Raw genomic sequence first — 24,280 nt, forward strand, 5'->3', positions numbered from 1 at the left:
GGAAAGCTTATGACGAGCAGTGATTATGAGGACCGGATCCACTCTGGCTCAACATGCTATAGACGTCACGAGGACGTCTTCAGCACATTGGTGAGCGTGGGAACCGGCGCGGCGGACGGTGTTGGAGCGACTGCCGCACTGGCACCCGCGAACGACGAACGCAGCAAACTCGAGATCGGTACGCCGAGCGCGCGTGCGAGCTTGTCGACTGTGACGATCGACGCAATCGCGCCGCCGCGCTCGATCTCGCCGACGTAGGACCGGTTTAAACCGGCATGCTCGGCGAGCTGCTCCTGCGACCACGTGCGAGCCTCGCGCAACTCGCGTACTGCAGCGCCGAAGTTTCTGACGATCGTGCTCATGACGTGGCGCTCGCAACAGGGTTCAACTGCGGCGCCTGTGGCACCAGCGTGACCTGCGCCGGCTGCGAAGCCTCGTTGCGCGACACGGCCTGGGTGACGTGACTACCCGGCTCGACATCCTGCGTCAGCCATACATTGCCGCCAATCACCGCCCCTCTTCCAATCGTCACGCGGCCAAGAATCGTGGCACCGGCATAGATCACGACATCGTCCTCGACGATCGGATGACGCGGCAAACCCTTCTCCAGATGACCCGCCGCGTCACGTGGAAAACGCTTGGCGCCGAGCGTCACCGCCTGATAGACGCGCACGCGCTGCCCGATCACTGCAGTTTCGCCAATCACGACACCCGTGCCGTGATCGATGAAGAACCCCGCGCCGATCTGCGCGCCCGGATGGATATCGATGCCGGTCTCGCCATGGGCCTGCTCGGCCACGATGCGCGCCAGCAGCGGCAACTCAAGCCGGTAGAGTTCATGCGCGAGCCGATGATGGATCATCGCCAGGATGCCCGGGTAGCACAGCAGCACTTCGTCCACGCTGCCCGCCGCCGGATCGCCATGAAACGCGGCCAGCACATCACCGTCGAGCAAACCGCGAATCTCCGGCAGCCGCGCGGCGAACTTGTGTACCGCTGCGCTGGCCTGTGCCTCGATCTGCTCGTCGGCGCGCGCGTGATGGCGGGCCTTGTAGTTCAATTCGAGCCGCGCCTGTCCAAGCAGTGCGTGCAGCGCCGAATCGAGCGCATTGGCCACGTAGAAATTTTCGCTTTCCTGACGCAGATCGGGCGGCCCCAGCCGCATGGGAAACAGCACGCCCTTGAGCGTATCGACGATCTGGGCTAGCGCCTCGCGCGCCGGCAAGTCGCGCCCGCCCGGCTCGAGCGAACGCTTTTGCACTTCGCGCCAGCGCTGACGCACGGTCTGGAGCGATTGAACGATATCGTCGATGTCAAATACGGCCACAGTCAATGCTCCCCGTCCTGATGTTGATCTGGCTAGTCCTGCACCCACGGCAAGCCGTGAAAGCGCCAGCCGTTATGGCGGCCGCGCTGCTGCTGCGCGTCCAGTTCGCCTTCAAATCCTTCCAGCACATTGAAGACCTGGGTCAAGCCCGCCTTCGCCGCCGCCTCGGCAGCAAGTGCCGAGCGATTGCCGCTGCGGCACAGCAGCAGCACGACTGCCTCCTTGCCCGTTTTCGCTTCCAGTTCGCGCGCGAAGCGCGGGTTACGGTTCAGGCTCGTGCCGGTCGCCCAGGCGACATGCACGCTATCCGGCACGTAACCGACAAACTTGCGCTCCTCGGGGGAGCGCACATCGACCAACACCGCCTCACCCGCCGAAAACAACGCCCACGCATCTTGCGGAGAAATCCCGCCCGCATAGGGCAAACCCGCAGCTACGGCGGCCTCGCGGGCCGCTACCAGCGCTGCATGTGTAGTGTGTTCTGCCAGTTCAACTGTCATGACATCTCCTTGCTCATTCGTCGTACCTGTCCGGATCTCCCCCGAACGGCGATGCTGGCCGGCCGTTGCCCAACACCTGGGCTTCACCGCCTATAGCCATCAAAACGTACTATGCGAGCGCGTCATCGAAAGCAGAACCAATAAAAAGTGATTTCTAAAGAAGCACGACGATGGACGCTTGAGCAGCGAAGCTTCACGGTGGCCTTTCAACTCCTTGGTGCAGCGTCCGATCGCTCATCAGCATAAATTTTCGGATCTGTGTCGCACAACAAAGAAAACCATCTATCGATATGCGCGCCGCCCGATGCTTCCGCATGCGAATCTTCATCGAGGCAGAAGCAGGCACGCACCTCGTCTACGCCATGCGCCGAACACATAAACACACCCGGCAATATGCATAGCTCAAATCCTTTCTTGTCCTTAACAGTGTCGTCGGCAAAGAATGGCTGTGCTCTGGCGCGGCAGCAGCCTGCAATTCGCGGCTACAACGAATGCGGCCCCGGCGCACCCACTTCCCTATCCCCACTCGAATCGATGCGATATCTACGTTTGCTCAAGTCAGTACTCGCGACCGCTACATTGGCGCTAGCGGCCATGCATGCCTATGCCGACAAACCGACGGTGATCCGCATCGGCGTGGCGGAACAAGGCTCCGGGGACCCGCCGACCTTCGGAGGCTCACCAGCGGCCACGGTACAGATTCAGCAGTTGCTCGAAAAGGAGTTCGCGCCCGACGGCATCAAGGTTGAATGGCTCTTCTTCAAGGGAGCCGGGCCAGCAGTCAATGAGGCGATTGCCGACAAGTCGCTCGACTTTGCCTTCCAGGGCGATCTGCCATCCGTATTGGGGCGCGCCAATGGTTTGAAGACACGTATCCTGCTCGAATCGGGCGTGCGGGTAGGCGTGAAGATTGCCGTGCCAGTCGACTCCAGCATCCACAGCATCAAGGATCTGAAGGACCAGCGCGTGTCGATCTTTCGCGGTACGAATCTGCAACTTGTCGCCGATAACGCCCTCGCCGCCAATCAGCTCAACGAGCGCGATCTGCATGTGATCAACCTCGACACCGCTAGCGCGCTTGCTGCGCTGGCATCCAAAGGCATCGATGCATCGTTCAGCGACTATCACCTGTACAAGCTGCGCGACCAGGGTCTCATCAGGATCATCTACGAGTCGCAAAACGAGGGGCCGCAATTGACGCGTCAATCGCATCTGCTCGTGCTTGACGATTTCGATCACGCGCATCCGGACATCGTGCAGCGTGTCGTGACCACGTTCGTGAAAGGCTCGCAATGGTCGTCCGACGAAGCAAACCGCGACGCCCAGTTCAAGTTGTGGGCAAGAACCGGCGTCCCGTATGCCTCCTGGCAAGCCGAGTTCGCCAACCGGACCTTGAAAGAACGCAATTCGCCACTGATCGATCCGTTCATCGTGGCGCGCTATAGAGCGGTCTCCCAGGATGCTCTCAAGCTCAAGCTGATCCGTCAGCCCGTCGACGTGGATAGCTGGTTCGAGCCCAGCTATCTCGACAATGCGCTGCGCACGCTCAAGCTCGACCACTACTGGACGCGCTACGACGCAGCGGGCAAACCGCTCACCTGACGGACCCCACAATGAGCGAAACCGCAATCAAGCTGCCGGCGAAATCGGCCATCCATTCCGACGCCGCAAACACCGCGCCGCGCAGACACGAGCGTTTGCGTGCCGTTGCGTGGCATCTGGCGCCGTGGTTATTGCCGGCGCTGCTGTTCGCCCTATGGAACACCGGGTGCGAGCACGGCTGGATTGCACCGCAGATTCTGCCGCCGCCTGAACGCGTGTATGAGACCTTCATCGATCTGGCAAAGAGCGGCGACCTTGCGCACAACACGCTGATCAGTCTGCAACGTGTGTTGATCGGCTTCGGCGTGGGGACCTTTCTAGGCTTCGTGATCGGCGCAGCGCTTGGCCTGTCGCGCACGCTGGAAGCCTATGTACTGCCAGGTTTTAACGCGCTGGTCCAGATTCCAGTACTCGGCTGGCTGCCCTTCCTGCTTCTGCTGGTGGGCGTTGGCGAGCCGCTCAAGTACATCCTGATCGCACACGCCGCGCTGGTTCCCGTCACGCTCAGCACCTTGCAGGGCTTTCGGCAAACACCCGTGGCGCTTGAAGAGGTGGCGCGCGTGTTCGCTTACAACCGCTGGCAACGCATTGCCTATGTCGTGCTGCCCGCCGCGGTGCCGACGCTTGCCACCGGCGTACGGCTCGCGTTCACCAAGGCATGGCTCGCGCTCGTTGTGGTGGAACTGGTGGCGTCGTCGGAAGGGCTCGGCTATCTGATCGTCTACGGACGGCAGCTGTTCCAGCTCGATCTGGTGATGGCGTCGGTGGTAATAGTCGGCGCCATTGGCCTGACGATGAACCGTCTGCTCGATGCGCTCGAAGCGCGTCTGCGGCGCGGCCAGCCATCCGCGTTTCGCGAGTGAGCCACCGACATGTCCCGGAGTCAGTTATGAGCCGAATCATCGATTCACTTGCGCGTCGTGCGGGTCTGCTCGAACAGGAAGGGCCGCCGCCGTGCGGTTGCGAATTGCCGGTTGCCGGCAAAGCAGCGGCCAGCAAACCTCCGTTGGCGTCGCGAAAACGCCGCCTCGATTTGCGCGGCGCGGTGCTGCCCATCGTTGCGCTTGCGCTGTGGTGGGCTATTTCAGAGGCTCATCTGGTGAAGAGCGGCTTACTTGTCAGCCCTGCCGACGTGGCGCGAACCGCATGGCAACAGATCGTCAGCGGGGCGCTGGTACGTGCGCTGTCCGCGTCGCTCGCGCGTGAAGCGAGCGGTTTCGTGATCGGCACCGTGGGCGGCCTGCTGCTCGGCAGCGTGCTCGGCCTCTCGCGCATTGCGACCCGGGTGATCGGACCGAGTTTCGACACCTTCAAACAGATCTCGCTGTTCGCGTGGATTCCGCTGATCTCAGTCTGGTTCGGCCTCGGGGATGCCGCGAAAATCGTCTTTTTGTCGCTTGCCGCGCTGCTGCCGGTCACCGCGCATACCTGCGATGGCATCCACACCGTGCCGCGTGCCTACATCGAAGTCGCGCGCGCCTTCCGCTATACGCGGTTGCAAATGATCCGCCACGTGATCTTGCCCGCAGCGTTGCCGTCGATTTTCACCGGCATCTATCTCGCGTTGATCTATTCATGGCTCGCCACGCTCGGCGCCGAATATCTGCTGGTTGCGGGCAGCGGTATCGGCAATACGCTGGTCGACGGCAGCGAGCAGTTCCGCATGGATCTGGTGCTGTTCGGGATCATCGTCGTCGGCATCACCGGGTGGGTGCTCAATGCAATGGCGCGTGCCGTCGAGCGAGCGGTGCTGGCGCGCCGCCAGAGCGCTTCGAATCCGGCGCGAGCCACGTTATAAAGAGGATTGCCGATCATGAGCACCGCCCTTTCCGAATCACTCGACATTCTTCACGTCAGCAAGCACTACGCGCAGCGTGGCGTGCCGCTGGCGGTTCTCGACGACATTACCCTGCGGGTGCGGCCCGGGGAATTCGTCAGCGTGCTCGGCTCGAGCGGCTGCGGCAAGTCGACCTTGCTGCGCCTGATCGCCGGACTCGACAGCGACTACAGCGGCGAGATCCGGGTTGCCGGAGAACGGGTGAAGGATACGTCGCTCGAGCGCGGCATCGTGTTTCAGGACCACCGTCTGTTTCCTTGGCTGACAGCCTCGCAGAATATCCTCGCTGCCTTACGCAATGCGCCATTGTCCGCTAAAGAAAAACGCGAGGCAGTCGCTGAACACATTGCGCTGGTGGGTCTGAACGGCTTCGAGAATGCCTATCCGCATCAACTGTCAGGCGGCATGGCGCAGCGCGTGGCGATTGCACGCGGTCTCGTCAACCGGCCGCGTGTGCTGCTGCTCGACGAACCGTTCGGCGCACTCGATGCGCTGACCCGCGCTCGTCTGCAGAACGAACTGCAACGGATCTGGGAACGCGAGCGCATCACCATGATCCTCGTGACGCACGATGTCGACGAAGCCCTGTACCTGGGCGATCGAGTCGTCACGATGGCGCCGCGCCCTGGGCGAGTCAAACGGATTGTCGACGTCGCGCTGCCGCGGCCACGCCAGCGCAGCGATCCCCGCTTTATCCGCCTGCGCGACGAAGTGCTCGCCGATTTCGCCGAGGATGGCGCCGCAGCTCACAGCGATGGAGGCGGCGCGCCCTCTGGTGGTCAGCACGTATCAGGTGCTCCCGTCGATTCGCCAATCACCGACTGGCGGCTTGCCTGGTGAAACCGCGCGCGCAAAGCAATCACGCCACCATCTCATGGAGCAAAGAATGAGCGAAAACAAGCGGCAAATCCGGTTAGGCGCATTCCTCATGGAGACTGGCCATCACATCGCCGCATGGCGCCATCCGGATACGCATGCGAGCGGCGGCCTCGACTTCGCCCACTACGCCCAAGTCGCGCAAATCGCCGAGCGCGCGAAATTCGACACCATCTTCTTTGCCGACAGCGTCAGCGTGCGCGACACGAATCTGGCTTCGCTCTCGCGCACCGCACGGGCCGATCACTTCGAACCGTTGACGCTACTCTCAGCGCTTTCCGTGGTGACGAAAAATGTCGGGCTGATCGCGACGGTCTCGACCACCTTCAACGAGCCATATAACCTGGCCCGCAAGTTCGCTTCGCTCGATCACTTGAGCGGTGGCCGTTCGGGATGGAACCTCGTCACATCGAGTACCGAATCCGAAGCGCACAACTTCAGTTTCGAACAACATCCCGATCACGCGGTGCGTTATGAACGCGCCCGCGAGTTCTACGACGTTGTGGCAGGCCTCTGGGATAGCTGGGAAGACGACGCGTTTCTGCGCGATAAGGAGAGCGGTGTCTACTTCGATCCGGACAAGCTTCACGTACTCAATCACAAGGGCAAGCACTTCAAGGTGCGTGGGCCGCTTAACGTCGCACGCTCACCCCAGGGCTGGCCGGTGGTTGTACAGGCAGGCGCCTCGGAAGCCGGCAAGGAGCTCGCCGCGCAAACCGCCGAGGTGATCTTCGTCGCGCATCAGACGCTGGAAGAAGCCCAGGTGTTCTATCGCGACGTCAAAGGGCGACTGGCGAAATACGGACGACAGCCCGATCATCTGAAGATCATGCCAGGTATCTTTCCCGTGATCGGCCGCACGCAGGAAGAGGCGCGCGAGAAATTCGACGAGTTGCAGAACCTGATCCATCCTACGGTGGGTCTATCGCTGCTATCGAATATGTCCGGCGGCGTCGACCTCTCGCAGTACCCAGTGGATGGCCCACTGCCCGAGCTTCCCGAAACCAATGGCGGCAAGAGCCGTCAACGGTTGCTGTTCGATCTCGCACGCCGCGAGAATCTGACCATACGTGACCTGTATTTGCGCATCGCCGGTGCGCGTGGTCATCAGCAGGTGGTGGGCACGCCGCAAAGCATCGCAGATCAGCTACAGCAATGGTTCGAGGAAGAAGGTGCCGACGGCTTCAATATCATGTCGCCGTGGCTACCAGGCGGGCTTAGCGAATTTGCGGAACAGGTGGTGCCGGAGTTGCAACGCCGTGGGCTTTTCCGCACCGAGTACGAAGGCCACACGTTGCGTGAGAATCTGGGGCTGCCGCGGCCCCAGAACCGTTATACCCAAGGCACGGCGCAGGCACGGGATGCAGTCCGCTAAACCGGTTTGGCTCGATGTCACGCCGGCCGCTGCGCCGCCGTGACATCAAACGATTATTTCGCCGCGGGCGGAGTCCAGATCCGGATGTCGGTCGCCTTCAACGTGTTCGGGATCAACCCTGCCGCAAAATACGTATTCGCGATCCGCTGTTGTTCGCCAAGCTGGTCGCGCTTCACCGGCACGATGTCATAGCTGCGCCGGCTGTTCGCCAGCTCGACGGTCGGCGCCGGAATATCGCCCCACAACGGTCCAAGGATCTGTGCAGCCTCTTGCGGGTGCGCCTTAACCCACTTGCCTGTTTCGTTCAGCTCATCGAATACGACACGAATCACATCCGGGTGTTTGTCCGCAAACGCCGTAGTCGCCGTGTAAAAGCGGTTGTATTGCGCAACACCGCCAGTGCCGTCGGCGATCACGCGGACATGCGCGTCGCGCTGCTGTGCGGCAAGGAACGGATCCCAGATGGCCCAGGCGTCGATGTTGCCACCTCGAAACGCAGCGAGCGCATCCGGCGCTTCGAGGTAACGTACCTGAATATCCTTGATCGTCAGCCCAGCCTTGGCAAGCGCTGCAATCAGAAGAAAATTGCAGCCGGAGCCTTTCGATACCGCCACGCGCTTGCCCTTCAGATCCGCGATCGAATGGATCGGCGAATCGGGTGGGACGATGATGGCTTGTGCACTCGGCGCAGAGGTCTCTTCGGCGTAATACGTCAGCGGCGCGTTCGCGGCCTGCGTGAAGAGCGCGAATGCATCGGCGACATCCGCATGCAGATCGACGCTCCCAGCGTTCAGCGATTGCAGCAGTCCCGTTGAAAACTCATGCCAGCTGACGTCATAGCCCATTGCGTTGAGCTTCTTTTCCAGCGCGCCGGTGCGCTTCAACAGGATGAATAGCGTCGACGAGCGCTGATAGCTGATCGAAACCGTTTCGTTGGCTTGCGCGGCGTTCGTGCACAGCACGCCGAACAGCACCAGGGCGCAAACGGAAAACCGGCGCAGTCCAGACAGACCGGCCAAAGCGGAAAGAGCGAAGCGCATCGGGGAGATTCAGAAGTAGGCCAAGCTTTCGACTATATAAAGAATCGCGGGGACGCCAAATACGTATTTCAGCAATCGATATCGTCACAAATTGGAACGCGTGGCCACGTCGCGGCGCAATGCGTCAGGCATCATTGACGTTTCCCCGGCACATATACTTGTGGAGGTTCTAGCGCCATGCCGACATCACCTGCCCGTTTCGGTGTCTGGGCACTCGTTCATGGCAGCCGCGCCGCGCTGCAGGATCCCGACGAACCGTACGACGCATCATGGGTGCGCAACAAGGCGCTGGTACTGGAGGCCGAGCGTCTCGGCTACGACTCCGTGCTGGTCGCGCAGCACACGATCAATCCGCACCGCGAGGAGCTGGATCAGCTCGAGGCGTGGACGGCTTCCGCTGCGCTTGCAGCGCTCACCGAGCGTATCGAGATTATCGCTGCCATCAAGCCCTATCTCTATCATCCGGTCGTGCTCGCGAAGATGGCGCAGCAGATCGAACACATCAGCGGCGGCCGCTTCGCCATCAATCTCGTCAATGCGTGGAATCGCCCCGAACTCGAGCGCGCCGGCATCGGTTTCGCCGAGCACGACGCGCGTTATGCATATGGCCGCGAGTGGATTACCGTTGTCGATTCGCTGTTGCGCGGCGAACGAACGAGTTTTAGCGGCGAACACTTTCATGTCGACGACTATTTTCTGCGACCGACCGACCCATTCCGCAATCGCCCGCGCATTTATGTGGGAGGCGAGTCGGATCCGGCGCGCGAGCTGGTGGCCGATAAGGGCGACGTCTGGTTCATCAACGGCCAGCCGCTGGAGGATGTGCAAAAGCTGATCGCCGATGTCGCCGCGCGTCCGCGTCCGGCATCGTTGCCCGCGCCGTTGCGTTTTGGTCTGTCGGCGTTCGTGATTGCGCGCGAAACGGAAGCTGAAGCACAAGAGCATCTTGCGCATCTGTTCGAACTGGCGGCCAAGGATGCGCCGTTACGCGAGCAGCAGAAAGCGAACATCGATCCAAACGTCGTCATGATCAAGACCTTCGCCAAGACGCCACGGGTGGGTTCGAACGGCGGCACCGCGGCAGGTCTTGTCGGCAGCTACGAGACGGTCGCGCAACGCATTGCCGCGTTTCATCGAGCCGGCATCGAACTGTTCATGCTGCAATTTCAGCCGTTTGAGGCGGATATGCGTGGCTTCGCCGAGCGGGTCATCCCGCGTGTGAAGGCGTTGACCACGTGAGGTCAGCGCCTTCTGTTCTTCAGTTCAACGCCACAGCAGCCGCAGCCCCGACCGGCGATCCTTCCAGCGCGATCGATTGCCGGCCGTCCGGGCCAACCGGAATATCGCCAACCAGCGTGGTGCGATATAGCTGACGGTCGAAGTCGAGATCGTAGATATCCGTAGGCGCCAGATGCGCGGTGGCGCGATTGTCCCAGAAGGCAATGCTGCCTGGCTCCCATTTGAAACGAACCGTGAATTCGGGGCGCGTCACGTGTTCCCAGAGCAGTTCCAGCAACACCTGATTTTCTCGCGGCGTGACGCCAACGATGTACTTAAGGAAGCCAGGGCTCACATAGAGCGCACGTTCCCCCGTTTCCGGATGCACACGTACCAGTGGATGCTCGGTCACGAGCGTGTGCTGCGATACGGCCTGCACGAATGAATCAGTGCCCTTCGCGCCCGCTGGCGGCGCAAACCGGTGCACGCCGCGCAAGCCATCGACCAACGCGCGCAACGGTTCGGACAGCTTCAGATAAGCGGTGACGAGATTGGTCCACTGGGTGTCGCCGCCGAATGGCGGGATGGTGACGCCACGCAAAATCGACGCATACGGCGGATTGATCGCGGCGGTGACATCGGTGTGCCATCCCGTCCACGGTCTCAGCAGCGGCTCCCCCTCGAAGCGGGTGGCCTTGCGAAACTTGGAGATCGAGTAGATCTGCGGATGACCGTCCACGTGTCCGAAGACCGGATGCCCCACCGTAAGCTCACCGAACTGCGCGGAAAAGGCGACGTGCTGCTCGTGCGTCAAAAACTGCTCGCGGAAAAACACCACTCGCCATCGCAGCAAGGCCGCGCGAATCTCCGCGACCTGTTGAGCGGATAGCGGCCGGGTGAGATCGACGCCGTGAATTTCTGCGCCGATATGCGCCGAGAGCGGCGCGACCTGGATCGAGCCGATGTCGGCCGAGACGGCTGCACTCATTGAAGACTCCTGATCCTGAAGAAAGGGGGACTGGCGCGATACCTCGCTAACAGTAAAGCCGGCCAGACGCCAGGCCAACCAATCTTTGCGCATATGCAAAACCTCTGGGGTGTGAACGCGCTGCAGAGCTGTGCCCGCCCGCGTCCTCGTCAATGGGAAAGCACCTCCGGCCGCAGTTTGCGCGGTATGCCTCTCAGGCATACCCGCCAACCTACAAAGTCTTTTATCTTTCCACGTGCTGCCACTAGATTACGCATCAGGCGGGACGCAACGACAGCCGCTCCGGCGAAGCGGACCGGCAATCGCACTCCATACCCGCCAGCTATATCGCCGAGGAACTGAAGCACCTGGAATCTGATCATGAGCCCTCTCAGTGGAAAAACCGCGCTCGTCACGGGCGCCTCTCGCGGGATAGGCCGTGCTAGCGCGCTGGCCCTCGCGAAAGCAGGTGCCCAGGTTCTGGTTCACTATTGCCGTGAAGACACAACGGCCAACGAAGTGGTTAAGCAGATTCGCGCAGCCGGTGGCCACGCCGACAGAATTGCTGCGGATCTTAGCGCCCCCGATGGGCCGCACCGGCTGGCAAATCGAGCGCGCGCCGTAATCGGTGCACGTCTGGATGTACTGGTGTGCAGCGCCGACATGACGAAGGGCGCGAGCATTGAAGACACCACCGTCGCCGATTTCGACGAGCTGTTCGCCTTGAACGTGCGCGCGCCCTATTTTCTGGTGCAGCAACTGATGCCGGCGATGTGCAAGGGCAGTAGCGTCTTGCTGGTCTCCTCGCTGGCAGCCCATGGCCAGGTGGGCATCGTCTCGTCACCGGCATCGGCCCATGCGGTAAGCCAAGGCGCCGTCGACACGCTGGTGAAGTACTTTGCGACCACGCTCGGTGCCCGCGGCGTGCGCGTCAATGCGATTGCTGCGGACATGGTGGCAAGCGGAATATCAGACCCAAAAACAAAAAATAGTGGCCGGTTAACGCCAACGGCCCCCGAAATGCAGAGGTTCAAGCGTAGCGCGCAATCCGAGGACATCGGCGGGGCAGTCGTTTTTCTCGCCTCGGATGCGGCACGCTGGATTACCGGCGAGACGCTGTGCGTCGACGGCGGTTCGAGACTTTAATCAGCATACCCAAGGAATAGCCATGGACAACCAACCTGTCGTACTCATCACCGGCGCACTGACCGGCATCGGTCGCGCTACCGCAATCGCTTTTGCTCGTGACCACGCCCGTATCGTCGTTTCGGGGCGCCGCGCGGAAGAAGGCCGGCAACTCGCCGAGGAGCTACGCTCGCTCGGAGCCGAGGCCGAATTCCAGCAGTCCGACGTGCGCTTCGAAGACGAAGTACGCAAGCTCGTCGACGCCACCGTCGCTCGATTCGGACGGCTAGACATCGCAGTCAACTCGGCGGGCACCGAAGGCGAATCGGCCCCGGTGATCGAGCAAACCCCCGAACGCTATGCCGCCGTGTTCGAAACCAATGTGCTCGGCACGTTGCTCGCAATGAAACACGAACTTCGTGTCATGGCGCCGCAAGGTAGCGGTAGTATCGTCAACATCTCGTCGACGATGGGCGCGCGCGGTGCAGCAGGCGCATCGCTATATGTGGCCAGCAAGCACGCCGTGGAAGGCCTCACAAAGTCGGCGGCGCTCGAGGCCGCGGCGTTCGGTGTACGCGTCAATGCGGTCGCACCTGGTCCTGTCGAAACAGCGATGCTCGACCGGCTCACGGTGAATGCGGAACGCAAGGCTGCCTTTCTCGCCGGCGTCCCCCTCAAGCGTGCCGGGACGCCGGAAGAAATGGCCGACGCGATCCTGTTCGTTGCGTCGCCGCGCGCGAGCTTCATGACCGGTGAGGTACTCAGAGTCAATGGTGGAAGAACTGCTGCCTAGAAGTGCCCGATCAACCGAGGCCAACACGCGAATCAGACGCCATCCGGCCCATACGGAGAGCTGTCATGCTTTACGAAATCCGCACTTATACTTTCAGGCCACTGCGTGCAACCGACTTTTCGCCGCTCAAGTAGCCCTTAAGCACCCTCAAACGTTCCCATGACTCTGGTATGACACCCCCATGCCATCAACCGACAAGGTGAAGACGATGTCTACTCCCGCTTTCGAAGACCTGCCCGCCGCGCTCCAGAGCATCCAGACGCGGCCGTTGTTCGTGATGCGACTCGATGTCAAGCCGATCGTCATCGTCGGCGACACGCCGGGAACGTTTCGCCGCATCGGCATCGTGCCGTCCGGCACCTTTGCGGGCGAGCGCCTGAGCGGCAAGGTGCTCGACGGCGGCAGCGACTGGCAAAGCGTGCGCAGCGACGGCAGTACCACGCTCGATGTGCGCCTGATCCTGCAGACCGACGATGGTGTCAACATCACGATAGCCTACCGCGGCATTCGCCACGGCGCGGCCGACGTGATCCAGCGGCTCGAAAAAGGCGAACCGGTCGATCCGGCCAGCTACTACTTTCGCATCAATCCGGTCTTCGAAGCCCCCGCTGGCAAGTATGAATTTCTGAACCGGGTGATCGCGGTGGGCACGGGTCACCGCTTCAAGGACGGGCCGGTCTATAGCGTGTTTGAGGTGCTCTAGGCAAAGGACCGGCAGCCAGGCCTTCCGCGTTGCCATCACCGACAAAAAACCGGAGTATGTCTAAACATGTGCAGCCACCCTTCAACAAAGAACTCAAAGAGTATGTAAGAGCTAAATTCCAGGCCTACAATGCGCTGACAATGGACTCGTCGTCGATAGCCCCAGAGGAGGGAGAAATGACGGAACGGCCCGCATACATCTACACCAGTGGCTCACCGGTGCAGCACACGCCCATGCACCTCAACGCATCCGACATGTACGGCTTTTTTATCAAAGGGGATCTGAAAAAGCTGCAGGCTACCGTCGACGGGACGCTCAATCGGGTGGCTGCCGGCCGGATGACTTTTCAGGTGCTGTCGCCCTACATCATGCTGACATTCACACGCGTGGAGCATGCCCAATCGGGCTTCCCCGCGGATGAAAACAAGGGCTGGGGTAAGGAAACCGACATCATCACGTGGATATCGGTTGGGCAAATCGAAGAGAAAGACGGCGCCACGAAATTGCAGCGCGTCTTTCTTTACCCGGCGTATACATGGGTCGACGTGCCTATGGCCATTTCCATCGGCCGTGAAGTCTTTGGCTATCCAAAGAGCCTGTGTCAATTCAGCATGCCGGAACCAGGCGGGGACCCGCGCGAATTCAAGTTTTCCTCCGAAGGCTGGCAACCCTACAGTCCTCAGACGCAACTAGGCATGCACCCTCTGATCGAGGTCACTGCAACCGATACGCAGAACGCGCATCGGCCCTTGCTTGGATTTATCGATGTGATACGTGAGGGTTTACACATTCTGCGCTCGGAGAAGGATCTGTTTGCACTCGACGAGGCGGGGATAAAAGATGTAGCAACACTCTTTTTGCGAACACGCGTCGATCAGCTATTTCTCAAGCAGTTCCCGGATGCCAGTGGCCTTAAGGCCGTGTACCAGGCCATTGTCGTTGCGCCCGCCACAGTCGACAAAGTGCACAGCGCCAGATTGCTTGGCTATACCTATGCGTGCACATTGCACAAGTTCGATACTTTCCGGCTAGACGAGACCTTGGGCCTCCAGCTCGGAGAACAGCCTGTACTCCTACCTTTCCACCTCAATATGGACTTCACCATCTCAGCGGGTGAAGAATTGCTCCAGACCGCGGAGGCAAGCTCGCAGAAAATCGCCGTTCTCGGCGGCGGCCCCGGCGCGATGGCTGCCGCGTTTTATCTTACCGAGCAGCCCGGCTGGCAAGACCGTTACGACATAACTGTCTATCAGATGGGGTGGCGCCTGGGCGGAAAATGTGCCAGTGGACGCAATGCCGAGTTGGGCCAGCGCATCGAAGAGCACGGACTGCATATGTGGTTCGGCTTTTATGACAATGGCTTTACCGTGATGCAAAAGGTCTACGACGCCCTCAATCGGCCTGCTACTGCTCCGCTTGCGAAGTGGGAAGACGCTTTTAAGCCACAGAACTACATTGTGCTCACCGAGTATATCGACCACAGCTATAAGTTCTGGCCGATCGAGATACCGATCAAACCGGGTGTCCCGGGGGCGCACAACGAGGAAATCACATTTTCGGCAATATTGGAAACCGTAACGGCATGGATTGGGCAATGGCTGGACGATCTCGGCCATCATTTGTTACATGCCGCCAGGGAATCTGGAGGGGTTATCGAGGAAGCAGAAGCCATTCTGGCAAGCGTCATCGGATTCGTGAAGCGCCTGCCCGAAGTGTTCCACTTCCGGGAGAAGCAGCATCACCAGTTTGTACTAACCGAGTTGCAGGCGGTTCAGGCTTCTCTGCCCCAGTACGTCTCCCATCATCTGGGCATTGACGACAAGGTGCGGCATCTCTTCATTTCCATCGATCTGGCCGTCACGAGCCTGATCGGCATGCATGCCGACGGCGTCTTGCACCATGGCTTCGACGTCCTCAACAACATCGAATTCCGCGACTGGTTGCGCAAGTACGGCGCCAACCAAGCCTATACGATTGATTCCGCGCCGGTCCGCGGACTCTATGACCTCGTGTTCGCCTTTATGGATGGCGACACCGCTCGCCCGAACATCGAGGCTGGCACGATGCTGCGCGGCATCTTGCGGTTGGCCATTGGTTATCACGGCGGCTTCATCTGGAAAATGCAGGCCGGCATGGGCGACACCGTCTTTACGCCGCTGTATCAAGTGCTAAAACAGCGTGGCGTGAGCTTCCAGTTCTTCCACAACGTGGACGAACTGATTCCGGACGCCGACGGTGTAGGCGAAATCGTCATGACCCAACAGGTGGCTCTTGCAGAAGGCGTCACCGAATACAACCCGCTGGTCGATATCGCCGATCTGGAGTGTTGGCCGAGCTGTCCGAACTACGAGCAGATCGACCCGGCACAGGCTCGCACACTGCAAGCCAAAGATGTGGACCTCGAATCCCACTGGAGCGACTGGGCGCAAATTTATAACGCTGAGTTTGGCAAGCCATTACCGGTCAAGCGGCTAAAACGCGGAGTGGACTTCGACAAGATTGTCTACGGACTGTCGATCGGCTCCCTGCCGCATGTCTGCCCAAAGCTGCTAGAGAAGAGCGTTCCCCTCAAGGCAGCCAGCGACAACGTGAAGACGGTGGCGACGCAGGCCTATCAGATATGGCTAAACAAGAGCATCCGGGACCTCGGCTGGAATGTGTTCGGCTCTAACGGAGAGGAACCCGAGTTGAGCGCGTTCAGCAAGCCCTTCAACACCACGACGCCGATGAATCAGTTGCTGGCGCGTGAAGTGTGGCCGACTGGTCACGTGCCACAGAGCGTCTCTTACTTTTGCAGTCCGCTGCCTACGCCTGATTCGCCGCCCCGCACCGATGCCAACTACGCCTCGCGTTGCACGGAAGAAGTAAAACTGAGTGCGCTTGGTCAACTGCAGCACGAGGTCTTTAACCTCTGGCCCGCCGTGGCGTCTCCAGGTTTATTCGACTGGCGGATATTGATCGATCCGACTAACGGCAGCGGGCTGGCGCGTTTCGACGCGCAGTATTGGCGCGCGAATGTAAACCCTTCCGACCGCTACGTGCTCTCGACCGTGGGTAGTACGCAGTACCGCATAACGAGCGATGCATCCGGCTTTAGCAACCTGTATCTTGCAGGCGATTGGCTCAAGACAGGCATCAACGCTGGTTGCGTGGAGGGCGCCATCATGGGCGGCATGCAGGCTTCGCGTGCAATTAGCGGATATCCGCCCATCATCAAGGGCGAGAGTGACCACTGAGGGGTAGCGATCTTTCAGTGTCAGGTTTGCGCCAGTTTTCTCACGTCTGCAATGGCGGTGCGCCAATGCGTTCGTGCTGAACACGCGCCTGCTCCAGAAACTCGGTTCTTTCAGAGCTATCGTGCGGACTGTGGTTGCCGAGTTCGTACAGCAACACTGCCTCGTCATAGCCGGCGCCGAGCGCGCGTGCGGCGGCAAGCCCTCTGCGCCAGCATGCGAGAGCGAAACGTCTGTCATGCCGGGTTGCCGCTAACCTGCCCGCAAGCAAGGCGGCACGCGGCGCGGCTACCTTCGTTGCGCGCGCATATTGCGCAAGGATATGACATGCGCGTTGCGCATCGCGTCGACTCGCCAATCCGCACTCCGAAGCATCGATCAGGGTTTGCGCAATGCCCGCAATTCCGTCTGTCACATACCACGCGACAGGCACGCCTGCCGACAGGTTGTCGAGTCCCGCTTGAGCCGACTCGACCGCGCGCACGCGATCGCCTAGCCGCCAATAGGACGCCGCGATCAAGCCCTGGCAGAATATCCGGTCGAACTGCGCCAGCTCGCGTGCGCCAATCACCTTGTCGAGGCGGATCACCAGTTCCTGCAACGGACCTCCTTGCGCCAGCGCGAGCGAGGTATCGAAGCCATGCAGGTAAGCCGCTATTTGCGCCGGCATGTCATGGCGTGCAGGACGCAATTTGTCCAGCCACTCCTTGGCATGGGTCAATTGCCCTCGCGCCAGAGCAACAGCGCACAAACCGGCAATCGATTGTTGCCAGCGCTCGATTGAGCCGAGACGCGCATAGAGCGACGCCGAGTAATTCAAACATTCCACGGCCTGTTCCCAGCTGCCAGCGGCCGCCCAGTACACGCCACTCACCACGTTAGCGTAGGCGATATCATCAATACCGCCCTGCTCCTCCGCCAACGCCAGCGAACGCCGGTTGTAGACCTGCGATAGCCAGCGCAGGTCCGCGCCGGCGAAGCCGATCGCCATGGCGGCGAAGCCTTTCACAGCCTCACGCACGCTGCCGGAGCGTTCGGCAAGATTGAGCGACGTCAGCGTCGCATGCAGAAGCGACAGCTTTCCGCTGTTGAAGTACGCGATTTCGCTGAGTTTCTCGTGAATGTGCGAGATCCGCGGCAGCAGCGGATCTGCGCTCCGTCCTCGCATCAGGCCCGCACGCGCGCTCAATTGCTGGACTAGTTGCCAGGCAAGGTCCGCGACCATCGTACCGGCGAAACGCGGCACCGCCCGGCCGGCGCACACGAGTGCACGATTGAAGTGATCCCTGGCCGCACCGTATTGAAACAGCTCGATATGCGCTTCTCCGAGCATCGCCTCGCAACGCATCTCGCCCTCCCGATCCGCCGGCAGCTTGTATTCGTTAGCAAGCCTGATTGCCCGCTCCGCCTGCCTGATAGCGTCGCGGTTCGCATAGTGTTTCAACGAAAGCTCTGCAGACCTCTCGAGATACGTCACGGCAGCAGGAATGTTCCGCGCGCGTTCCCAATGGGACGCCAGTGCCGCGAAGTGCGGCTCGAGATCGTGCGATTCGTTGCGTTCGACCCAGTCCGCTATGTCGCGATGCAGTTCCCGGCGCAGCGAGTACGGCAGCAGTTCGTACACTGCATCCTGCACCAGGACGTGCTTGAAACGGTAGCAGTCGCTCTCGTCGCCTACGGGGTACACGACGTCTTCGCGCTCGAGCACCCGTGCCAGGGCGATGAGATCGGCCGTGCCTTGCTCGCCAGGAAACAGATCGCGGAGCATCTTGAGCGAAAACTCCTGCCCGATCACAGCCGCGATCTTCAACATGAGCTGTTCGGCGGCGCCGAGCGTATCGAGCCGGCTGACGATCACGCCGCGCAATCCCTCAGGCAGCATGGCATTGGCTTCGCTCTCAGCCTCGGCAGAAAACGCTGCAACACGGTCGGTCATCTCGAGATAACCGGAGACGTGAAGCGCCGAAACAACCTCTTCGGCATACAGCGGATTTCCCTCCGTGCGCTCCACTACGAAATCGACAAGCTCGTGCGTCGCCTCCGCCGCACCCAGACGGTCGGCGATCAATACGCTCAAGGCCGCTCGCGTGAGAGCGGGTAAGTAAATACAGCGCGACTCGCGGACAACCTGATGCGCCTCGACAGCGGCGGAGTCGTCGAGCGGCCGCGTGGCGGCCAGCAGAAGAAGACCCGGCGGTCGCGCGATCGCGAGTTCCAGAAGCATGGCCGCGGATGCGCTGTCGAACCAGTGCAGATCGTCGGCAATCAGCAATATGGGCGTATCGCGCGATGAGCGCGAAACAAGCGCCGTCACGAGCATCCGCAAGCCCTCGGCTCTCGCGTGGCCGACCATCTCCCGCGTGAGCTCCGTATCGGCGAGCTGGAACGGCATAACGTCGTTAAGGAGTGGCAACCATGACGTCAGGTTTTCGTCGTCCACGACAAGATTCGCGGCAGTACGGCTCGCCAGTACCGGGTCGAACTTGCCTGTGCCGCAAAGCAGTTGCGCGAGGATGTGTCGCCAGACGTAGAAAACCGACATCGATTCCAGCGCAAAGCCTGCGCTCCAGATGACTGAAGCGCCCCGCTCACGCGCATTGGCCGCCATATCTGCAATGAGCCGGGTCTTACCGAGGCCCGCCTCACCGCACAAAGCGATAGCGTCGCCGTGCCCTGCAATGACCTCATCGAGCGCAAGCGATAATTGTTGTGTTTCCTTCTCGCGGCCGACCGATACGCCCGCGAACGAATGTCCCTCACTTGCCGCACCTGCCCGCGGCTGCCAGACGGCGACAACTTCAGCGAAGCCCTTGGCCGAGACAGGGTCGCACGCTTCGAACTGAAATTCGCGCGCGGCGCCGTCGCGTGTTGCCCTGTCGCACAGTACGCGGCCATGCGCAGCGGTCATGAGCCGTGCGGCGCGGTTCACCACCCCACCCGTCAGTCCCGCATGGCGGCGCTCGTTGCCGCCGCGGTCGGCGTAAAGAGCCAGTCCCGAAGTGATGCCCATGCTGAGCGGAATTCCGCGCTCGCGCATTGCGGCGGCAAGCGCTCGCCCGGCGGCCACCGCGCGAACTGCGTCATCTTCGTGCGCCATGCCCGGCAAGCCGAATACCGAAAGTAGCGTGAGCCCCTTGTCATCCGCAGAGAGTTCGGTGAGGGCGCCGCCAAAACGTTCGTGTACTTTTTGCGTGCTGGCTACCGCAGCTTGCAGAAGGCTCAATGCATTCTCGCCAGAATAATCGACGATGGACGGCCCGATGAATAGCGTGGTGATATTCCTGAACTCTCCGAACCAACGCCCGCCGCCCATGCGTACGCGTTCAAGAAAGTGATGCCCGAAAAACTTTTCCAGCGTGCCGGATGGTGGACCGGGCTCCTCCAGCGGCGGCGGTAAAGGCGCCAATACGGGACCGTATTGTTCCGTGATGGAAGCAGCGCCGCACGGCAGTGCTCGGGCAACAAAATGCGCCTTCACCATGTCCCACAACGATTCACATACTACGACCTCGTCCGCACTGCCCTTATGATTGGCTGCCGCCGCCTCGGCCACTGGGCCGCCTGCGGTGAGGCTGTACCACTTCCCGCCGACCCCGCCGACAGTCAGATGCGTGAGCGTGCCCTCTGCAAGCGATACCCGTTGACGCATTTGCACACCGGTTTCCGCGATGATTTCCGGTAACGCACGTTGCAGCTGCAGGCCACACTGCACGGCGAGCCGCGCGGTCGCATCCGGTGTCGCGTCGTATTCCCATATCACGCGGATGGCGTCGCCGACGAAATCCAGAACATCACCCCCGTGCGCGATCGAGATGCCGGTCATTCTTCCAAAGTAACGGTCAAGGATCGCCGACAAGCGTTCCGCACCCGCTACCCCTTCGCGCGCAAATGTTTCGGTGAGCTCGGTAAAGCCCGCGATGTCCACCATCATCGCCACGCCCCGGAACTCACGCGCACTCGGGGTCTCACACGTTCCCGCCGTCAACAGGTGTCGCGGTACGTAGCGTGAAAGCCCCGTCGGAATGAATGCGCTGGTCTCGCCCACCTCTCCCCTCCGCAGACAATAAAATACCTACATTTACTTTACATGCAATGGTGGCATTGCGCTGGAAATCTGTATTCGCCCAGCGTTCGCGTTCGCGCGCCGCGAATAGCATGTCTCGGCCTCGTTACGGCCGGGTTAATGGACGAATGCGAATTCGTTAAGTGTGTTGTATAACGAACACCGACGCGTCAATGGGCGCAGCAGGTTCTGTTTCTGTCTTAGTTCATACGAATACAAGTACGAGGCCCGCCAGGCGCAGACGCGGGTAAGGTTAACCGTTCCAAAAAAATCGAGGCTTATGCATATCATTTTCGTTGCGCCTGCCGGTCTGTTTCGCGAGGGCGTTGCGCGTCTGCTCGCCGAACTCGCGCCACGCACTGAAGTGACATGTGTGGACTACCGGACGGGCGCTTTCGACAGCGGCTCGAGCGCCGATCTGCTGGTACTGGATGGCGAGCACAAAAGCGAAGCGCTCGAAGCGCTGGACGCGTTGCGTCGCAACATTCCGCTTTTGCCTGCCCTCGCGCTGCTGAACGAGATTGGTCAGAAGACGATCGACACTTTCATTGCGGCCGGCGTGACAGGGTGTGTGAGCAAATCGGAGTCCGCCAGTGCGCTACTGGGCGCTCTGCGGATCGTGCTGGCGGGCGCCACGTACCTGCCGCCCGCGTTGCTCGCGTTCGCAAACAAGATCGTTTCGCCTACCGCTGCGCAGGCCGCCTCACGCGCCACCACGGCATCCGCCGCCAACGGCGCTGTGCTTACGCCGCGCCAGATCGAAGTGCTGGCGCTCGCGGCGCGCGGGGAGTCGAACAAGTCGATCGCGCGGCAACTCAACATTGCGGAAGGAACCGTGAAAGTGCACCTGTACACGGTGTACAAGGCGTTGAAGGTCGGCAGCCGCGGCCAGGCCAGCATCGCGGCCGCACGGCTGGAAAAGGTTGGCGATGCACAGCTTCATCATGCGCTCGACGCTCAGCTCACCATCAAGCGGTTGCTCTCGCACCTGTCTCCCAGCCACTTCAGACGTGGCGACGTGCTGTTCCACAAGAACGCGCCGAGCGATGCGCTCTACTATATTGTGCGCGGGACAATCGGTCTTCAGGAGATCGGGGTCGAAGTGGGGGCTGGCACCATACTGGGAGAAATTGGGCTGTTTTCCCCTGACCATCGCCGCACCTGCACGGCTGTCTGCAAGAGCGACTGCGAACTGCTGATGGTGTCGGCGACCGACGCCATGCGGATGTACTACCAGGATCCGGAGTTTGCCACCTACCTGGTCCGCCTCATTACGCGCCGGCTGGAGGCCGACAAATCGCGTCCCAAGCTCACCAGCTGAACCGGTAGCCCACCTGCCCGAACTCGGTGCGCCGAGAGTCCCTGCCGATCTTGTGGGCGTACTGCAAATCCGCGTATAGCTCCGAGCGTCGTAATTGGATATTTTTAGACACCAACGGTGGCGCTGGAACGACTCGTATTGGACAGCGTTCCCAGGTAGTCCTGCTTACTTTCCATGGATCACGATGTCGCGTGGGCCGACTGCCAAGCCACGACGCGCTGGGTGTGATTTTTCTCATGGACGTCGATTCGGTTGACGAAGCAAAAGCGGAGCTGGACACGCTGCCGCTCGTAACAGGCGGCTTCGCGCAGTACGAATTCATCCCTGTCGGCCCGCTCGCGCGTCTGGGTCGGCTGATCCAGGGCAAATAGGCGTCTACACCGCCTTTAACCGGCAAGCGCTCAGGCCGCAGTCTGCACTACTGCGTGCCGGTTCGATCTGCTTTCCTCGGTACGCAGCGGCGAAAAATCAGTGGCCTGGAGTTGAAGCGTGTCCGACCCCGCGATCGACCGTTTCGCAGTGGCTCGGGTCAGAATGCGGTTCAGGAATTGATAGAAAAGCTGGAGTTGTCTCGCGTCCGAAGCCCGCGGCTCGAGGTCGAATACATTCTCGAGCACCCGGCGCGACAGGTAGAAACGTTGAAGTCCATGGGCAATGCGAACCTGGAAGACGACGCCGTCGCCATTGTGCGGCACCGCTGCCCAACTGAGTACCTGGCTACTCATGGAGCCCCCGTGAATCATGACATTCAGATTAAAAGCTAGTTGATCCATACTCGCACACAGAAACGCCGGTGGATATTTTTCAAAATTGTGACGCTGGACGTTTTGGCATTTTTACCACGGCTATGTGAATCGACATGGCAAGCTGTCGATAACCGGAGTAAATCAGGCTGTCATCGATTCGGGAGATAAATGTGTCTACAACCCAGGCGCTTCATGTGAACGCACCTAGAGCGCAGGTGAATACGTTTGCGCGTGTGCCTTCGACGTTGCGCACGCTACGGGCCGGCATCGTCGCGCTTTGCCTGCTAGTGGCAGCCACTGGCTTCTTCACGTGGCACGCATTTCATTCCATCGTCCAGACAATCGGCTACGAATCGGAACCGTCGATCGTCGCAGCCGAGAATATCCGCGGTACGTTAAGCGATGCGCATACCGATTTCCTCAGGGCGTTTGTCAGCGCAGAAGGCACAAACGGCAAAAGCATTAGCGATTATCGTGCGGCAATCGAGCTGGCCAATGACTATCTCGTCGCCGCGTCACAGAATATTGCCTACGGCGAGGCGGAACGTCAGCCGATCCTGCGCGCCCTCGACAACCTCTCCCTGTATCAGACGCTCGAAGGTTCGGCACTGGCGGATGGCGGCAATATTTACGACATACGTGCCGCCGACGACGTCATCCGGGAGCACATCATTCCAGCCGTGGATGATCTGGCGGCAGCAAATTTCGCTCATCTGGACAACGCCTACTCCGACGGCCGGACGGCCGCGCGGATATGGCTGATAGCGTTCTGCGCGGTCTCCATTGCCCTCCTGCTTCTGCTCCTCCATACGCAGCGGTATCTGCTTGCCACCTTCCGGCGCGTCATCAACCCGTGGATTGCCGCCGGTACGGTAGCGCTGGTTCTATGCGCGATTGCATTTGGCGCATGCGGAACGAATTTTCTGTCGAACATCCGGATCGCCAAGGAAGATGCGTTTGACTCGGTGTTTGCCCTGTCGCAGGCGAAAGCGCTGGCCTACAACGCCCACTCGCAGGAAAGTATCTACCTGCTCACGCGCGACAAGGACGAAAAGGCCGAACCGGCAGGCGATTTCCAGCGTTCAGCGACGATGCTGCTAACGCCGGAGCGTGCCGATATGAGCCAGTTGTCGCCCCGTGCACCCCGCCCTAAAAGCGTCGGACTGCTCAACGAGGAGCTGGACAATATCACCTTTGACGGCGAGGAACAGGCTGCACGGGCCACCGTTGCCGCATGGCTCGACTATGTCCGGATCGATAGCCGGATTCGGGATCTCGAGTCGTCCGGGCTACACAGCAACGCGGTTGCACTCGATCTGGGCACAACCGCGATGGAGTCCGAAGGCGCATTCGAGCGATTCGTGGCGACGTTAAATAAAACCACGGACATCAATCAGGATCAGTTCGACGCCGCGGTCGCGCGCGCCACGAACGAGGCGCGCCTGCTGTGGATCCTCCTGATTCCGTTGCTGTTTGCGCCGCTTGTGGGATCGATGGCCGGCATCCAGCAACGTCTCGCCGAGTTCCGGGAATGAACGACGTCCAAGATGAACG

The 24,280-nt window shown here is 60.7% G+C and carries 20 protein-coding genes; 13 read left to right on the top strand and 7 right to left on the bottom strand.

Features of this window, described 5'->3' with window-relative positions; all coding sequences use genetic code 11:
- Positions 1–65: 65 nt before the first annotated feature.
- Genes P3T24_RS24285 through P3T24_RS24295 form a run of 3 tightly spaced genes read right to left on the bottom strand, consistent with a single transcriptional unit; the run spans position 66 to position 1,827 of the window.
- The gene (locus tag P3T24_RS24285) at positions 66–362 is read right to left on the bottom strand and encodes a helix-turn-helix domain-containing protein (RefSeq protein WP_429409774.1); all 297 of its coding nucleotides are present in this window, start codon (positions 360–362) and stop codon (positions 66–68) included.
- Entirely contained in the window at positions 359–1,327 is a 969-nt protein-coding gene (gene epsC / locus P3T24_RS24290; protein WP_429438557.1) for a serine O-acetyltransferase EpsC, read from the bottom strand. Before epsC ends, P3T24_RS24285 begins: the two co-directional genes overlap by 4 nt.
- A 32-nt stretch (positions 1,328–1,359) precedes the next feature.
- Positions 1,360–1,827, bottom strand: coding sequence for a rhodanese-like domain-containing protein (locus P3T24_RS24295; protein ID WP_429409776.1), 468 nt, complete (start codon positions 1,825–1,827; stop codon positions 1,360–1,362).
- A gap of 534 nt (positions 1,828–2,361) precedes the next feature.
- Here P3T24_RS24295 and P3T24_RS24300 point away from each other — a divergent pair.
- Genes P3T24_RS24300 through P3T24_RS24320 form a run of 5 tightly spaced genes read left to right on the top strand, consistent with a single transcriptional unit; the run spans position 2,362 to position 7,517 of the window.
- Positions 2,362–3,429: an ABC transporter substrate-binding protein gene (locus P3T24_RS24300; RefSeq protein ID WP_429438560.1), complete on the top strand. Its 1,068-nt coding sequence runs from the start codon at positions 2,362–2,364 to the stop codon at positions 3,427–3,429.
- Between the two features lie 11 nt (positions 3,430–3,440).
- Positions 3,441–4,292 (top strand): ABC transporter permease, encoded by an 852-nt coding sequence (locus P3T24_RS24305; RefSeq protein WP_429438563.1) that lies wholly within the window; start codon positions 3,441–3,443, stop codon positions 4,290–4,292.
- 26 nt (positions 4,293–4,318) lie between these two features.
- Positions 4,319–5,227: an ABC transporter permease gene (locus tag P3T24_RS24310; RefSeq protein WP_429438565.1), complete on the top strand. Its 909-nt coding sequence runs from the start codon at positions 4,319–4,321 to the stop codon at positions 5,225–5,227.
- A 15-nt stretch (positions 5,228–5,242) separates the two neighbouring features.
- A complete protein-coding gene (locus tag P3T24_RS24315; RefSeq protein WP_429438568.1) occupies positions 5,243–6,106 on the top strand; it encodes an ABC transporter ATP-binding protein in 864 nt (287 codons plus the stop codon).
- A 46-nt stretch (positions 6,107–6,152) separates the two neighbouring features.
- Positions 6,153–7,517, top strand: coding sequence for an LLM class flavin-dependent oxidoreductase (locus P3T24_RS24320; RefSeq protein ID WP_429438571.1), 1,365 nt, complete (start codon positions 6,153–6,155; stop codon positions 7,515–7,517).
- Between the two features lie 53 nt (positions 7,518–7,570).
- Here P3T24_RS24320 and P3T24_RS24325 read toward each other — a convergent pair whose 3' ends face one another.
- Positions 7,571–8,557 carry an aliphatic sulfonate ABC transporter substrate-binding protein gene (locus P3T24_RS24325; protein ID WP_429438574.1) on the bottom strand — a complete coding sequence of 329 codons (987 nt, stop codon included), beginning with the start codon at positions 8,555–8,557 and terminating at the stop codon, positions 7,571–7,573.
- Positions 8,558–8,734: 177 nt separating this feature from the next.
- Between P3T24_RS24325 and P3T24_RS24330 the strand changes: the two genes are divergently transcribed.
- Positions 8,735–9,796 (top strand): LLM class flavin-dependent oxidoreductase, encoded by a 1,062-nt coding sequence (locus tag P3T24_RS24330; RefSeq protein WP_429438576.1) that lies wholly within the window; start codon positions 8,735–8,737, stop codon positions 9,794–9,796.
- A gap of 19 nt (positions 9,797–9,815) precedes the next feature.
- Here P3T24_RS24330 and P3T24_RS24335 read toward each other — a convergent pair whose 3' ends face one another.
- Positions 9,816–10,763, bottom strand: a complete 948-nt coding sequence (locus tag P3T24_RS24335) for a TauD/TfdA dioxygenase family protein (RefSeq protein ID WP_429409785.1) — start codon at positions 10,761–10,763, stop codon at positions 9,816–9,818.
- Between the two features lie 360 nt (positions 10,764–11,123).
- Here P3T24_RS24335 and P3T24_RS24340 point away from each other — a divergent pair, with 360 nt between their 5' ends.
- The 4 genes from P3T24_RS24340 to P3T24_RS24355 all read left to right on the top strand — a co-directional run bounded on the left by P3T24_RS24340 (position 11,124) and on the right by P3T24_RS24355 (position 16,599).
- Positions 11,124–11,888, top strand: a complete 765-nt coding sequence (locus P3T24_RS24340; RefSeq protein ID WP_429438579.1) for an SDR family NAD(P)-dependent oxidoreductase — start codon at positions 11,124–11,126, stop codon at positions 11,886–11,888.
- A gap of 22 nt (positions 11,889–11,910) precedes the next feature.
- A complete protein-coding gene (locus P3T24_RS24345; RefSeq protein ID WP_429438582.1) occupies positions 11,911–12,660 on the top strand; it encodes an SDR family NAD(P)-dependent oxidoreductase in 750 nt (249 codons plus the stop codon).
- Between the two features lie 208 nt (positions 12,661–12,868).
- Complete coding sequence (locus P3T24_RS24350) at positions 12,869–13,363, top strand: DUF3237 domain-containing protein (protein WP_429438585.1); 495 nt, start codon at positions 12,869–12,871, stop codon at positions 13,361–13,363.
- 56 nt (positions 13,364–13,419) lie between these two features.
- Positions 13,420–16,599 (top strand): NAD(P)-binding protein, encoded by a 3,180-nt coding sequence (locus P3T24_RS24355; RefSeq protein WP_429438588.1) that lies wholly within the window; start codon positions 13,420–13,422, stop codon positions 16,597–16,599.
- A 40-nt stretch (positions 16,600–16,639) separates the two neighbouring features.
- Here P3T24_RS24355 and P3T24_RS24360 read toward each other — a convergent pair whose 3' ends face one another.
- A complete protein-coding gene (locus P3T24_RS24360) occupies positions 16,640–20,641 on the bottom strand; it encodes an AAA family ATPase (protein WP_429438590.1) in 4,002 nt (1,333 codons plus the stop codon).
- A 298-nt stretch (positions 20,642–20,939) separates the two neighbouring features.
- Between P3T24_RS24360 and P3T24_RS24365 the strand changes: the two genes are divergently transcribed.
- Positions 20,940–21,980 (top strand): LuxR C-terminal-related transcriptional regulator, encoded by a 1,041-nt coding sequence (locus P3T24_RS24365; protein WP_429438592.1) that lies wholly within the window; start codon positions 20,940–20,942, stop codon positions 21,978–21,980.
- A gap of 191 nt (positions 21,981–22,171) precedes the next feature.
- Positions 22,172–22,351 (top strand): hypothetical protein, encoded by a 180-nt coding sequence (locus tag P3T24_RS24370; protein ID WP_429438595.1) that lies wholly within the window; start codon positions 22,172–22,174, stop codon positions 22,349–22,351.
- A 30-nt stretch (positions 22,352–22,381) separates the two neighbouring features.
- On the opposite strand, the gene P3T24_RS24375 is transcribed toward P3T24_RS24370, so the two are convergent.
- Complete coding sequence (locus P3T24_RS24375; protein WP_074268022.1) at positions 22,382–22,705, bottom strand: hypothetical protein; 324 nt, start codon at positions 22,703–22,705, stop codon at positions 22,382–22,384.
- Between the two features lie 215 nt (positions 22,706–22,920).
- Here P3T24_RS24375 and P3T24_RS24380 point away from each other — a divergent pair, with 215 nt between their 5' ends.
- Positions 22,921–24,261 (top strand): hypothetical protein, encoded by a 1,341-nt coding sequence (locus tag P3T24_RS24380; protein ID WP_429438598.1) that lies wholly within the window; start codon positions 22,921–22,923, stop codon positions 24,259–24,261.
- Positions 24,262–24,280 lie beyond the last annotated feature (19 nt).

The organism is Paraburkholderia sp. GAS33, assembly GCF_050436645.1.
Classification (GTDB): domain Bacteria; phylum Pseudomonadota; class Gammaproteobacteria; order Burkholderiales; family Burkholderiaceae; genus Paraburkholderia; species Paraburkholderia phenazinium_B.